Origin of the sequence: Pseudomonas sp. IT-P258, assembly GCF_949767825.1 — a bacterium.
Classification (GTDB): domain Bacteria; phylum Pseudomonadota; class Gammaproteobacteria; order Pseudomonadales; family Pseudomonadaceae; genus Aquipseudomonas; species Aquipseudomonas monachiensis.
Genome location: NZ_CATKPU010000032.1, coordinates 310,792 through 324,444, shown reverse-complemented (window position 1 = coordinate 324,444; position 13,653 = coordinate 310,792). Strand labels below are relative to the sequence as shown.

At 58.8% G+C, this 13,653-nt stretch carries 6 protein-coding genes; 4 read left to right on the top strand and 2 right to left on the bottom strand.

All coding sequences use genetic code 11. The features are described 5' to 3' along the window. From ACM6G4_RS14035 to ACM6G4_RS14020, 4 genes are all read left to right on the top strand, one after another. Positions 1-2,523, top strand: a complete 2,523-nt coding sequence (locus ACM6G4_RS14035; RefSeq protein WP_414913919.1) for a CS1-pili formation C-terminal domain-containing protein — start codon at positions 1-3, stop codon at positions 2,521-2,523. Positions 2,524-2,556: 33 nt separating this feature from the next. Further along, positions 2,557-3,819 (top strand): hypothetical protein, encoded by a 1,263-nt coding sequence (locus ACM6G4_RS14030; RefSeq protein ID WP_414913918.1) that lies wholly within the window; start codon positions 2,557-2,559, stop codon positions 3,817-3,819. A 59-nt stretch (positions 3,820-3,878) separates the two neighbouring features. Beyond that, a complete protein-coding gene (locus tag ACM6G4_RS14025; RefSeq protein ID WP_414913917.1) occupies positions 3,879-4,622 on the top strand; it encodes a molecular chaperone in 744 nt (247 codons plus the stop codon). 63 nt (positions 4,623-4,685) lie between these two features. After that, the gene (locus tag ACM6G4_RS14020; RefSeq protein ID WP_223542192.1) at positions 4,686-5,180 is read left to right on the top strand and encodes a CS1 type fimbrial major subunit; all 495 of its coding nucleotides are present in this window, start codon (positions 4,686-4,688) and stop codon (positions 5,178-5,180) included. A 49-nt stretch (positions 5,181-5,229) separates the two neighbouring features. On the opposite strand, the gene ACM6G4_RS14015 is transcribed toward ACM6G4_RS14020, so the two are convergent. Continuing rightward, positions 5,230-9,885, bottom strand: coding sequence for a dermonecrotic toxin domain-containing protein (locus ACM6G4_RS14015; protein WP_414913916.1), 4,656 nt, complete (start codon positions 9,883-9,885; stop codon positions 5,230-5,232). Positions 9,886-10,056: 171 nt separating this feature from the next. After that, positions 10,057-13,170 (bottom strand): transglycosylase domain-containing protein, encoded by a 3,114-nt coding sequence (locus tag ACM6G4_RS14010; RefSeq protein ID WP_414913915.1) that lies wholly within the window; start codon positions 13,168-13,170, stop codon positions 10,057-10,059. Positions 13,171-13,653: the final 483 nt, after the last annotated feature.

Genomic DNA, 13,653 nt, shown 5'->3' with positions numbered 1-13,653 from the left:
ATGTTCCCGATGACGCCCATCGCGGCAGCGCTTGCGCTGCTGTTATGTAGCAGTGCATTTGCGGCGCCCACTTCCGTTGATAACACGCCGCGAAGTTTGCTGGCACAGGCCAAGGGCTTGCCGGCCGAGTTCGAGGAGCATTTCTTCGATGTTCCCTTGGCGGTTCGGGTTGAACTCGATCAACTACCGCTGGGTGAGGCAATGATTGTGTTGTCCCGTGATGACCGGGTGACGCTGCTGGATTTCACCGACACCAGCGAAAGCCGTTTCAGCGCGAGTGAGCGTGATACCTGGGCCGATGTTCTCAAACCCGGTGTGACGCTGGGCACCTGCACGGGCCAATGCCCGGAGCAGATGCTGGCGGTTCACTACAACCTTGAAAATTCATTGCTGTCGATCGTCACTGAAAATGCCGAGCGCGACAGCGAAGCCAAGCGTTACTACGATCAGCCCGAAGGCGGCAGCAGCGGCCTGATGGTACGTAACCAGCTCAATCTCAATGGCGGCCAGGATCAGGACCTGGGCGGTCGTTTCGGCCTGGAGGCCAGCGGCAGCCTGGGCAACTGGAGCCAGACCTTCAACATGCAACTGTCCCGTCTTGGCGGTCCGGACAACAAGACCTACCACGCAGTGCACCAGCTTTATAGCCAGCGCGAACTGGAGGGCCGTTTTTTCCGCCTGGGCTACTTCACCCCCAACTCCGAAGGCCTGACGCGCGAGCCCCGTTCGTTCGGCGCCAGCCCCGATACGGCGGTGGGCGTGATGTTCGGCAGTTCCGACAGCCTGGCGATCGATAGCCCGAAACCCAGCGTCTATCCGGTCTATGTCACGGCCAACCGACAGGGCTCCGTGGAAATTTACCGCGACGGCTTACTGATCAATACCCAATCGGTCCCGGCGGGTTTGCAAACCCTCGACACCCGTCCGTTGCCCGGTGGCATTTACGAGGTGGAAGTGCGGTTGATCGAAGACGGTCAAATCACCTCGACCACCCAGGAGCTGATCTATAAGCCGAACAATTGGCGCAATCACGATGAACGCTGGCGCTACAATCTGTTTGCCGGTCAGGAAAGCAAATTGCTGAGTAACTGGGATGATCAGGACAGCGGCGATGCGACCGTGGGCGCCTCATTCAATTACTTGCTGCACCCGAGGGTGATACTCGGACTGTCGGCACGCCAGATCAGTGACAAGCTGCAGTACGGCAGCTCCATCGATTGGAGCCTGGCCAACAGCGTCAGCCTCTACGCCAACCTGTACCAGACCGAAGACCATGGTACCGGCGCCGACCTTCAAGGCTTGTATAACTATGGCGCCGGCAGTCTGGTGATCAGCCACAACCGCAGTTGGCTCGACACTACCAACACCTACGAAACATTACCCGACGGCACCCGCGTGCGTCAGCGCAATGTGTTCACCGGCCAGACCAGCAACTCTTCACTGGCGCTGAACCACCGGATCAGCCGCAAAAGCTCGCTCAACGCACGGGTGTCCCATAGCGAGGGCAACGTCGAAGGTGTCGGCGTGGACCTGGGCTGGACGCAACGGACCGTTCTGTTCGGCAGCGATGCCAACTGGCGGCTCTCGCTGTTCGATCGTCCGGGCAGCTACAGCAGTGGTGATGCGCGTAATCGTGGGGTCGATCTGACCATCAACATGGCGCTCGGTGGCCCGGGGCAACAGGTTTCCGGCAGCATCGGCAGCCGCACCGCCCGTGATGGCGGCCGTGATAACAACGCCTCCCTGGGGTGGCGAAAGGACCTGCAAGACCACGTGTTGCAGAGCGTATCGGTGACCGCGCTCACCGATACCTACGGTGTCGGATTGTCGAGCCTGGCGAACTTTCGCACCGATACCGTCAACGGTGACGGGTTCATTCAGCGTTCGTCCTTCAACAACAATTTCACCGGTGGTTTGAACCTCGACAGCACGCTTGTCGTTGGAGCGCAGCGCATGGCACTGACCAGTCAGCATCAAGGCCGCGGCGCCGGGATGATTGTCGATGTCGAGTCCGACATCGACGGCATCGCTCTGCGTGCCGACGACCTTAGCGGCGGTAGCGCTGCCTTGCGTCCCGGACGCAATTTCATACCGCTCACCGCTTACAAAAACAGCTCGGTGAGCTTCGACTTCGAAGGCAACGACGTCCCGGCGGCGAGCATTGAACCGGCACGCACGCGCTATCACCTGAACAAGGGAGGCGTGGAGTACCGCAAGATCCGGGTCATGAAAACCCTGACCGTGCTCGGCCGCTTGCTCGACCCGCAAGGACAGCCGCTCAAAGGCCATCACGTCATCAACCACGCCAGTCGTGGAGTCAGCGAAGTCGACGGCTTCTTCTCCATGGAAATGAATGCCGGCTCGCCCACCCTGGAAGTGCGTTACGCGGACCAGTTGCTGTGCCAGTTCCGCCTTGATGTCGACAAGCATCGCAGTGAAAACAACGTGCTGATGATCGGTGATCTGCGTTGTTCGCCGGACACGTTGGCGGATGCCACTCACAAGGCTGAAACGGCGGGCTGATACGGGCCAAGGTTAATCGGAGGTTATGTCTAAATGAACGTCTCGTGTTCTTTCGTTATTCGTTGGCGTTGTTGGTTGGCCGGCGCTTTGATCACCTGCGCAGTGGCTTATCCAGTCAAGGCTGAAGAGGTTTCAATTACTGCCGTATTCAAGCCGGACTCGGCCTTCCCACATCGCAACAAGTTCCTGAACACCACCCCGCCCAGTGGCTATTGCGCGAGTTATCCAACGGAGTGTTCAGACAATGAGATGTTCAGTTTGCAGGTGCCGATTCAATTCGACTCCCGCGCGCCGATTTTGGCCAATCATGTTTCCGAGCGTCAAGGCGCCATGTTGAAAGTTCCGGCGCAATGGCGCGAACTGACGGTTTTTCACGAGACAACCCGTGAGCCCGAGAGGGTCAGGGTGCGCATTGCCGGCATCGGTTCCAGGTACAAGACCGAAGATGTGATTCAGTTGGTGGGGGGCGGTGATGACTACAGGGTTGCGCATAACCTGTTATGGGGCCTCAGTTGGGTGAATGCCCCGGCTCCCTGCCTTTACAGCGGGGTGGGTTGGTACACGAACGCTACCTATGGTTTTTTCTGGAAAACTCCGGCAGAGGCCGTATGTTCCAAGCAGGCGAAGTTTGATGTGCCGTGGTTGCGCCTGGAGCACCTGGACTTCGCCTACGAACTGGAAACCCCCAACCCGTTGGGCATGTCTTCAGGGCAATACAGCGGCTCGTTGACCTACAGCGTTGGACCCAACGGCGATTTCGATTTCGGCGATGTCATGTTGCCGAGCGATTCGGCATTAACCCTGAACTTCAATCTGGATGTGCAACACACCCTCAAGGTCGACATCCCCCCCGGCGGCGAGAAAGTCCAACTGGTCCCGGCGGGCGGTTGGCAAAGCTGGTTGCAGGCGGGGCGCAGGCCTGTGCGTTTGTTTCGGGACCAGACGTTCAATATCTCCGCGTCCTCTCGGTTCAAGATGCTGCTGGAGTGCGAAATCAGTGCTTTCCCCTATGACTGCGTGATTCTTGATTCGGTGTCCAGGCGCTCGGTCGAATTGCAAGTCAGCGTCAGTCTGCCAAACGGGTTGACCGATCTCGCGGGGCAACCGGTCAAGCGCCGGCGACTCAGGGCTGGACCGGCCAATGCGCAGCAATTTCAACCTGGTTTTTATGTAGATCGGGCGCCGGGAATTCTGCACTTCGAGATCCCGCCAAATCAGATGGAATTCATGATTCAACCTGGTGCGGCATCCACCTATCGCGGCAATGTCACCGTGATCTGGGATTCGGAAGTCTGATGGCCCGCGTATCGATGGCGCGTGTCCGATTTGTGTTCTATGTGATGAGGTTCAAGAGTATGAAACGTTTGTGGGCACTGCTGGGTTTGAGCTGTTTTTCCCTGGCGGCTTTCGCCGGACCGCAAATCAACGTCGGAACGGTTTACGACTACCTCGACAGCGACAAGAGCACCTACCTCAAACGCGTGTTCAACAGCGGTGACAGCACGGCGTTCGTCAAGGTCAGTATCCTGGAGATCATCTACGACGCCGATGGCAGCCCTCGTGAAATTCCGGTCAAGACCCAGGCGGATGGCAGCGCTCGGGATGGCTTGATGGCCAGCCCCGCGCGACTGATCGTGCCGGCCAAGGGCATGCAGGGCACGCGCCTGTTGCACATGGGGGCTCGTGACACCGAGCGTTATTTCCGCGTGCGCTTCGTGCCGGTGGTGCCGGAGAAAGAAGACGAATTCGCCGTGTCGAGTGAAGAGCGCGATGCCTACAAAGAGAACCTGTCGGCGGGGGTCAACGTGATGACCGGGTTTGGCACGGTGTTTTTTGTCCGGCCGAAAAACAGTCGCTTCGACAGCGTGATCGATGACAGTCCCGGCATTTACCGGCTGCGCAACAATGGCAATACCGTGGTGCTGATCGATGAATTTCGCAACTGCTCGCTGAAAAACGAAAGCGAGTGTGAGCCGACCACCAAGCACCACGTTCTGGCCGGTAAAACCTTTGAGTTCGAGAAAAAGCCCGGCCGAGAGTATCGCTTCAACCTGGTGGAAGGCGCATCGAAAAAAACGCTGCGCATCGCCAGCCAGTAATACCGGGAGGGGCGAGTCACCTTGGCTGGCTCGCGGTATTTTTTGACGCAACAGGTACCTGACATGATCAAGCAATCGACCATCGCGGCGTGGATGAGCGTGATGGCGCTGATAAGTACCCAGGCTTTTGCGGCCCGGGAAGAGCGCACGTTCGAGGTGTCGGTGGATATCCCGACGCTGGGGTTTTACATCATTCCGGCCGAGTCGAACTGGATACACCTTGAACAGACGTTAGCGTGGAACATCCATACGAAGACATTGGAGGGGCTGCGCAAGAATTTCGACGTCAAACACGACACCAGCGCGATTGAAGCACGGTTGGAAGCAGAGCCTTACCTGTCCAACGGACGTGACGATCAGAACATCTATTTGCGCGTCAGCTTCAATGGCAAGGAGTTGAGCCATGACCCACAGCCACGGGAAGTGCTGACTGCCGCGCAAGCAATCGCCGGTGGCCGCTTTCCCTTGGAGATCGTGCCGAAAGTGCCTGCCGGTGGATACAAACCGGGGGTTTATTACGGCAATGTGCAACTGATATTCATCGCCGCTGCGCCTTGATGTGCGGCAGCCTGACAAGTCAGGCTGCCTTTGGCTTGCTTTATGACTTTTATTGGCCGGCTTTGCGCAGAGCCTCTCGGGTCAGTTGTCTCGCCAGCTGTTTCTCCTCGTCACCCAGATCGACGAGGAAGCGATCGAAGTCAGATTCGCTGATCGGCTCATCGGCAAAGACTACGGTCTCTGGGACGGGCAGATCGTTGATGAGCTCCCTGAGCCGGTTGCGCAGTTCGGCTTTCTCAACGTCCGACGTCGACTCGAGCCACTGACGCTGGGTTGTGCGCAGTTCCTCCAGTTTCTCGTATTTGCTCTGGTAGAGAAGTTTGTTCGTCTGCGTTTCAACAGGCCAGGTTTCACGCAGATAACGCTCCCAGAAGTCCTGTTCAAGCATTGTGTTGATCAGGCCGTCGCCTTCACCCAGAGCCAGCACTGTGTTATACGCCTCATCGATCATGGCGTCAGTAACGCCGGCAACCGATCGATACAGCATGCCTTCGGATTGCCACGGCAAGTTCAACCGCGAGGCGAGACCTGTCTGGTACGCCAGGTAGATTTCGACGTCATCAGGGGTGCCGCCACGACTGGCAACGTCAGCCCGGGCGATTTCGTTGACGTGCTCCAACCGTGCGGCACCTTTGGCAAGGGTCACCAGTTTGCGTTGAAGCTGCGCCGGATCGGTGGAGTACGAATAGGCCTCGGAGGCGAGCACGCGAATGCCCATGCTGTTGAACAACTGAGCACCGGCATCGGCACAATCGACCGGGGCGATGGCCATGGTGTAGAGCTGTTCGCGCAGCTGAGTGTCGATGTACACGGCATCGACCATGCGTGCCATACGCTGTACCAATTGCCGGCGAACAGGGCCACCAGCGGCAAAGTCCGACGAGCTTTCCTGTTTGAGCACGGCTTCAATAAACGCATGGGACCGGGGGTCGTCGGTCAGTTCCCGGAAAGAGACGATCCGTTCTACCCCAAACCCGGGTACATCGGCCCAATCATCGGCAGTGGCGCCGTAGTCCATCGGGTGAGGAATCACCAGTGGCTCGGGAGGCAATCCAACTGAGCGACGAATCTCCTGGTATCGCAGTTGGTTCATCTCCGACAAATCACCGACGTTGAGTCGGGTGCGGGCAATGACCCAGGCTTCTGGCCTGCCGGGTACCACCTCGGGAATAACGCTGAGGGGATTGTCCCGCAGGTCCAGGAAAAACCCCCTTGGGCGGGTTTTGGCCAGGACACCGTCGGGCCAGGTGGTCAGGCCGGTGTTTTTCAAGGCCACAACTTTGAGCCTGGGCATGCGACCAATGTCCGGTGCCATCGCCAGAGGGTTGCCTTCGAGCCTGAGTATTTCCAGGAAGGTCAGTTGCTTGAGTCGCAGGACTGCGCTGGCATCGAACACAATCTGGTTATCACTTAACTGCAGGCGTTCCATGCGGCGCATGTCCCCGATGCTGTCGGGTAGCCGCTTAAGGTCGCAGTTTCGGGCGCTGAGTTCGTGAAGATTTGGGAAGTCTTTCAGCAAGCCATTGAGCTCGCTGGAAAAATAAGTTTTGTCGAGTTTCAGCACGTTGACTTTGTCGAGGAACTTTCTCAGCTCGGGAGGCCGCTTTGACCACCAGGTCTCCAGGTCCAGTGGCAGCATTTCTCTGGACAGGTCGAGCGCATAGTTGTCCAGGTCGAGACGACTGCCGAGTCCGGTGTTTTTGCGCTCGAAACATTCGATTAGGCGCTCGGCGATATGCTGTCCGCCGCCGTCACGAAACTCGTTGCTGCCAGGCCCCCACGTTTGCGGTTGCTGGAATTCCCAGCGGTTGAGAATGACGCGCAGTTCATCGAGTTCATCTTCGCATTGCTCAATGGCTCTCAGTGCATCGCCTCTAGCGATCAGGGCGTCGGCAAACGTGTCGACCTCATGCTCGCTGAAGTCCGAGTACAGGTCCTGAATGCGTTCGTGCAGGGTTTCGCCGGCTCTACTGGTGGAGGCGCCTCGCACCAGCAAGAGTGTCTCATGCTCGGCCACGGCGCGAATGGGAGGCGTGGCCAGAACCGCCCGGCGCTCGCTCGGTGTCTCGGTCTTGGCGATGATCCAGTACTTGAAGAACCCGACATCCCCCGCTCGATATCCAATCGCTCTGCGCCCATCCCGGCCCATGGCCTGGAGCAGGGCAGGAAGAAAATCATCGGCCGCATGGATCAGTTGGTCCTCGGTGTCGCGCACTTCGTATTTTCCGGATTCGTTGCGTACCATGACCCTTACTTGTGCTGCATCTTCGGGCCCTGCGCTGCATCGCAGTTCGCCGTCGAGCGCGCCCTGGCGGATTTCGATGCGCAGCTTGCCGAAGGTATCGGTTTGCATGCGCAAGGTGCCCAGCACCAGGCGTTCGGTATCACCACTGACCAAAGCATTGTCGTACAGGCCATGGGCGGCGCGCACCGCCTGGGTCTCGAACTGGAGTTCCCGGGCCTGGCATCTCAGGCGCAAGGGCAGGCGTTTGTGCCGGGTCATCTGCTGGAGTTCCGACGGGGTGGCACCGGCGAAGATTTTTTCCGCGACGGGTTCAGGCAGTTCGGGATAATCGCTGAACAACGCAGCCACTTCAGGGGGTAACGCAGGAAGCGGATTCACCGGTGCCCCCAGGCGTTGCAGGGTGTCGGTCAGCAAGGGCGGCGGCGGGGCGTGCTCAATGTGCATCCTGCGCAGTTCGGCCTCTTCAGTGCCGCTGATCTGACGGATCCGCTCCAGTTGCGTGTCGCTGAAGGCATCGGTTGTATGGCCCAGGCGTCGCATCAGTGTCGTGCCTTCCCACTCGCGCGGGTTCTCCGTTTCGCAGACCCAGGCACCCTGGCCGTTGTGTCGCAGGGTCGGTGCATAGGCATCGAACCGCTGCGGATGGCGTATGCGCTGTTGCCCGGTAACCGGGTCGTCCAGCACATCGAAGTGTTGATCGTTCAGGCGCAGAATTCGCTGGCCGTGATACTGGTGAATACCCTGTCCATCAGGCCGTGCATCCGCTGGCAAAACCACGTCGGCTTGATGATAAGGGCTCAGGTCAGGGTTCCACAGCCGTGTCTCGCCGTTTGCCAGCTGCACCGGTTTCAGATTTTCGAAAAACGGCGAGAGCTTCGCTCGCGCGACATTGCCGATTGCGCCGCCCGCCGCAAATGTCCCCAACTGGATGACGCTTTCCAGCACGTTGATGGTCTGTTCCGCCGCCTCGGCAAAATGACCTTCGGCCAGGTCGACGATACCCTCGACCACTTCATCGGTCAGTTGATAGGCCGTGTAGGCCAGCATCAGTTCGCCCAGGCCGGGGACAAGTGGCGTCGCCACCAGCAGCGCGACGTTGAAAATGTCCGAGAGCATTTTTTCCAGGTTATCCCACCAGGCCCAGCGGGCCATGCGATCGGCGTACTCGGTGGAAATCGCGATTTCCCGCCCATCGTTGAGAATCTTGTTGAGCTTCTGTTGGTAGTAGTAGCCCCAAAGATCATTCTTGAAAACTGTCTCTCTGTCGGTCCTGACGCTCGACAGGCTGAACCTCAGGTCGGGGTTGGCCACGGGGGTTTCACGCCAACTGGGCAAGTTGGAGCCAGGTGGGGCCGGCTGCCATTTGATTTTACTCAGGCGATCATTGAGTCCGGCAAAGAACGGTCCGCGTTGCTGATGGGGCACGAACTGGCTGAAGTACTGTTGATAGCTTTTGCTGGAGGTGCCGTCGCGCAGCTGGCGTGTCAGCTCCGCCATGAAATCCAGCGTCGACGGGTACAGCTTGAGCGGATGCTCCGGGTCATGGGGAACATACGCCAGGACCGGGACGGTGCTTGTCGAGGTGTATACATCGGGGGCGATCAGCACAATGCCAACCAGGCGCGTGTCCATCATCGACAGGTTGTAATAACCGACCGGCTGCCCGCGCCATTGCATTTTCAAGCGATCGTTGAGCATGCCTTGCACGAAGTCATAGGCCTCCTGGTCGATGTCCTTTTTCATCAGGGCCATTTGTGCCGCAACATTCAACGCGCTTTTCTGACTGCCAATGACGATGTAACGCAGGTAGTTGCTCGCGACCCTGTTGGGCGACAGCAAAAACTCGTTCAGGGGCTGTTGGTATCTGGCACCGATGTTCAGTTCACGGCACAGTGATTTGAACTGATCGATGCTCAGTTTGTGCTTGAGGTGTTTGACCCAGAAATGCCCGCGAGCGTTAGGGCGGGTGATGAATTCGGAGTCTTGGTGAAACGACTCGTCGAGCGAAAAATTATGTACGGCGGCGTCCAGCAGCGAGACGGTTCGGCTGGTGGTACCGCCGGAAAAGTCATGCACCCACCAGGATGTCTTCACCGGTGCATACAGTCGTAGCCAGGTCTGCTCGACATCGTCGTCGACGCCGAAGCGGTCTTTCAGCGCCTGTTGCAGGATGGGCCGGGCAAACGCGTAGACATCCTGCAACTCGCTCAGTGCGCGATCTACCTGGTTTTGCGCAGTCCAGCTGAGCCTGATGTCATTTTTCAGTTTTTGCTGCAGCGCCCGGGTGGCTTCCCGTAGCGGGTCTGGAAGGATCACCCTGTCGGCTTTCAGTTCGTTGACACGAGCGATGGAAGTTTCTTTCAGCCAGTAAGGGATAGCCTGTTTGACCCGCTCAAAGTGGATACTTTTATCGGCCAGGTCGTCGGCGAGCGAGTCTGGAGTTTTATCGGGGTTGGGCATTGTCTGATCGTCCGTTGATCAAAAATGGAACGAAGAGACTAGGTACGCGTGGCCCCCGAAAAAAGCTCAAAAAATGGTTTGAAAGGGCGCGGTTTTTGCCCCGAGTCCCCCAAAATCAGAGAGTGAAAAATAAATAGTTACCGCCACCCCGGCAGCGTTTTTTTGTAATGGTCAGCGCACAGCCGTTGCCTGGGTTGGCTTGCACATCGTGTGGGTGCCCGGTTGCAGGTATGGCGTCAGAATCGGTGCCATGCCCTTGAGCACCTGCACCGGCAACGCCGAGGTGAAGGTGAAGCTTTCCGCCGAGCGGCCCGGCACGAACGCCGTCAGGGTGCCGAAGTGGCTATCGCCGATGTAGAACACGAACGTGGCCGTGCGGTTGAGCGATTTGGAACTCAGGATCCGTCCGCCGGAGCCGATGGCTTCGATGCGGTTGTCACCGGTACCGGTCTTGCCGCCCATGGCCAGCGGGCTGCCATCTGGCAGTTTGAAACTGCCGGCCACGCGTTTGGCGGTACCGGCATCCACCACTTGTGAAAGGGCTTCGCGCATGGCGCTCGCCACCTCGGATGGCATCACCCGTTTGCCGACGTCCGGGTCATTGACCAGTTGGGTTTCATAGGGGGTGTTCGCAGCGAAATGCAGGCTGTCGATGCGCAGGGTTGGCATGCGCACTCCATCGTTGAGGATGGTGCCGATCAATTCGGCCAGGGCGGCGGGGCGGTCGCCGGAGCTGCCGATGGCGGTGGCTAGCGACGGCACCAGGTGATCGAACGGATAGCCGACTTTCTGCCAGCGCTGGTGGATGTCCAGGAAGGCTTCGATCTCCAGCATGGTGCGGATGCGACTGTCGCGGGCGCCCTTGTGCCGGCTTTTGAACAGCCAGCTGTAGACCTCCTGGCGCTCGAACTGGCTGGCTTTGACGATGTCGCTCCACTTGGCGTCGGGGTGATTGAGCAAGTAGCCCATCAGCCACAGGTCCAGCGGGTGGACCTTGGCGATGAAGCCCTGGTCCGGCAAGTCGTAGGCGCCGGGACCGTAGGATTCGTAGAGCCGCACCAGACGTTCGTCGGTGAGTTTTTCCGTGAGCGTGGCGCCCTTGAGGTGCGAGCGCACAAAGGCGTTGAAGCTTTCCTGGCTGGCCTGCGGCAGCAGGTAGCGGTGCACGGCGGCCATGCGGATCGGGGTCGGGCGCATGCTGTCGAGGAAGGTGTCGAGGCGGTCCTGGGTGTCCTTGTTCTTGTACTTCTTCCAGAACTTGAGCAGGAATGAAGTGCCCTCGCGGTCGGCAAATTCGGCCAGGTACTCCTGGCGCCGCGGGTCGCGGTCGTCCTTGAGCAATTCGGCACTGCTGTTGGGGCCGGAGTAGATGGTGTAGCGCACCAGGTCTCGCATCAGGCGAATGAACGGCAGGTTGATCGACTCGCGCAGGGCGTCGCGCAGGGGGGGTATCCGGCCGTTGTCTTCCTTGCGGAAGTTGTTGAACACGTGCAGGCCGCCACCGGTGAAGAATGCCTCGCCGGGGCTGGCGGAGTATTTGCGGTCCAGGGCGGCGCCGAGCATTTTTTTCAGGTCGCGGTCCTTGTTCTCGATCAGGTAATCGACCGCCCAGCGGCTCAGGCGGTCCTGATCCGGTACGTCGACTTTCTTCAGTTCTGGAATGGTCATGCCGACGTATTTGTCGTGCAGCTCGGCGATGATTTGCAGGTAGGTGGTCAGCACGCGCATTTTCGCGGTGGAGCCCAGTTCCAGTTTACTGCCTTCGTTGATGTCGAATGGCTGGTCGGTGCTGTCGGTCTGTACCCGAACCCGCGAGCCGTCCGGGGTCAGTTCGAACAAGGTGAAGCTGTAGCGCACCTGGGTGGTGCTGGTGGTGGTCAGGAGGCGTTCGCCGATCAGGCCGATTTGCGTGGCAAACTCAGGGTCGGCGAGTTTTTTCAGGTACGCGGTGGCCTCGCTTTGCAACTCGCCTTGCAGAGTGCTGGTGGCGGAGAGGTCAAGGCGGTCGAGGTCATACAGCGGGCGATTGAGCATGCCGGCCAGACGGCTGCGCGCGACACTGATGCCCTTGTTGGTTTCAATCGGTTGAATGGTCGGCTGGGTGGCCCAGTCGCGGTAGGTCACTTTGCTGGCCAGGGCGGCGGTGGCGAACTCGGCGTCGATCACATGGTTTTGCGCCAGCAGGCGAATATGGCTGTCGGTGAGGTCGGCCAGTTCATCGTGACCTTTGACCAGGTAGTGCGACGGGCGGCGCTGGGCAATCATCAACGACAGCATCTCACGCAGGGCCAGGCCTTTTTCCGCCATGGTTTTTGGATCCGTCGCGGTGCTGGACAGCGCTTCGTTGGCCTGATTGAAGTCGGTGCCGTACCACACGCGCAACCCTTCAGCCATGCCATGCACTTCACCGTGGCCCGGTACGGCCGACAGCGGCACACTATTGAGGTAGTCGCGAACCACGTTCTGCCGGGCTTCAAGGGTTTGTGGCCCGGCCTGGTAGGCGCGTACGGTGGCGGAAATCATCTGGCGAATCTTCTCCGCGCCATTGACCGTCAAGCCATCGGGGGAATGCCGGTACTTCTCCAGTTGCGTGGCCAGGGTACTGCCACCGGCGGATTGACCGGGTACGTGCAACATCTTGGCCAACTGGGACCACGCCGCCATGCCGAATCGCGGCCAGTCCACTGCCGGGTTGGCCAGCGGTTGTCTGGGGTCGAGCAGGAAGCGGTTCTCGATGAACAGCAGGCTGTTGACCACCACCGGCGGGATCGAGGCAAAGGTCGAGTAAAGCTGCTGTGGATAGTTGTACTGGTACAGCGGCGCTGCGCGGCAATCGGTGATCGATAGCCCGGCCTGGATTTTCTCGGCATAAGGCACGAACAGGCCCTTGTCGCTGTATTTCAACAGCGCCGGGGAAAAGCGGGTTTGTGCTTCGACGACGAAATCACGCTTGATCAGGCGCGGCAGGAACTCATCCAGCGAGCTGTAGCCCAGGCGCCGATCGAACGGACCGTCCCCTGGATAGCGAATCGCATCGCTGGGGCCGGGTTTGAGCTCATAGCTCAGGGACGCGGCGTATTTGCTGACCTCCTGGGCCTGGAACTTCGAGGTACGCATCTCCCTCGCGGCGGAAAGCCCCGCGACAACCGCGATTATCAACAGTAATAGCCAGAACGCTCCCCATCCGTGCCTGGAGCGACGGGGTTTTTCAGGTGTAGGCGCTTCATCCTCTCGTTCATTCGGAACCACGGTTTTACTCGAATCGGTTTGCCACAAAGCGCCCATAGTCGACTGATCCATTCACGCAGATTGATCGGACTTGAATGAAGCTTAGACGGTGGTTGGCGAGGGTGAAGAAAATGTGAAGGGTAAAACGTCGGGTAATGGCCTCTTTTTGTGGCGAGGGAGCTTGCTCCCGCTGGACTGCGAAGCGGTCCCCATACCAGCAACTCTGATCTGTCTGGACGATCTGGTTTTTTGGTTTTGCGACTGCTGCGCAGTCGGACGGGACGGTGCGGCGATCCGACAAGCTCCCTCGCCACAGTAGGCAGGAGGGCTGAAACACTTGAACTAGAGCTTTATAGGCTTTGGCTGGGAGCATGACGATGCACCAATGCTGTGCAATACTCCGCGCCCTTTAAATAGCGAAAATTCATACAAAATCCAGTTGATGCCCCTCCGCAAGTCGGGTTATTGCCGGGATTTATGACTGAATTTAGTGGTTTATAGAGTGAATATCTCTGCCGTCAGCTTTTTATACTGCACGAC

Coding starts and splice junctions, on each gene's coding strand:
- ACM6G4_RS14035 (WP_414913919.1), top strand. CDS start 1: ATGTTCCCGATGACGCCCATCGCGGCAGCGCTTGCGCTGCTGTTATGT.
- ACM6G4_RS14030 (WP_414913918.1), top strand. CDS start 2,557: ATGAACGTCTCGTGTTCTTTCGTTATTCGTTGGCGTTGTTGGTTGGCC.
- ACM6G4_RS14025 (WP_414913917.1), top strand. CDS start 3,879: ATGAAACGTTTGTGGGCACTGCTGGGTTTGAGCTGTTTTTCCCTGGCG.
- ACM6G4_RS14020 (WP_223542192.1), top strand. CDS start 4,686: ATGATCAAGCAATCGACCATCGCGGCGTGGATGAGCGTGATGGCGCTG.
- ACM6G4_RS14015 (WP_414913916.1), bottom strand. CDS start 9,885: ATGCCCAACCCCGATAAAACTCCAGACTCGCTCGCCGACGACCTGGCC.
- ACM6G4_RS14010 (WP_414913915.1), bottom strand. CDS start 13,170: ATGGGCGCTTTGTGGCAAACCGATTCGAGTAAAACCGTGGTTCCGAAT.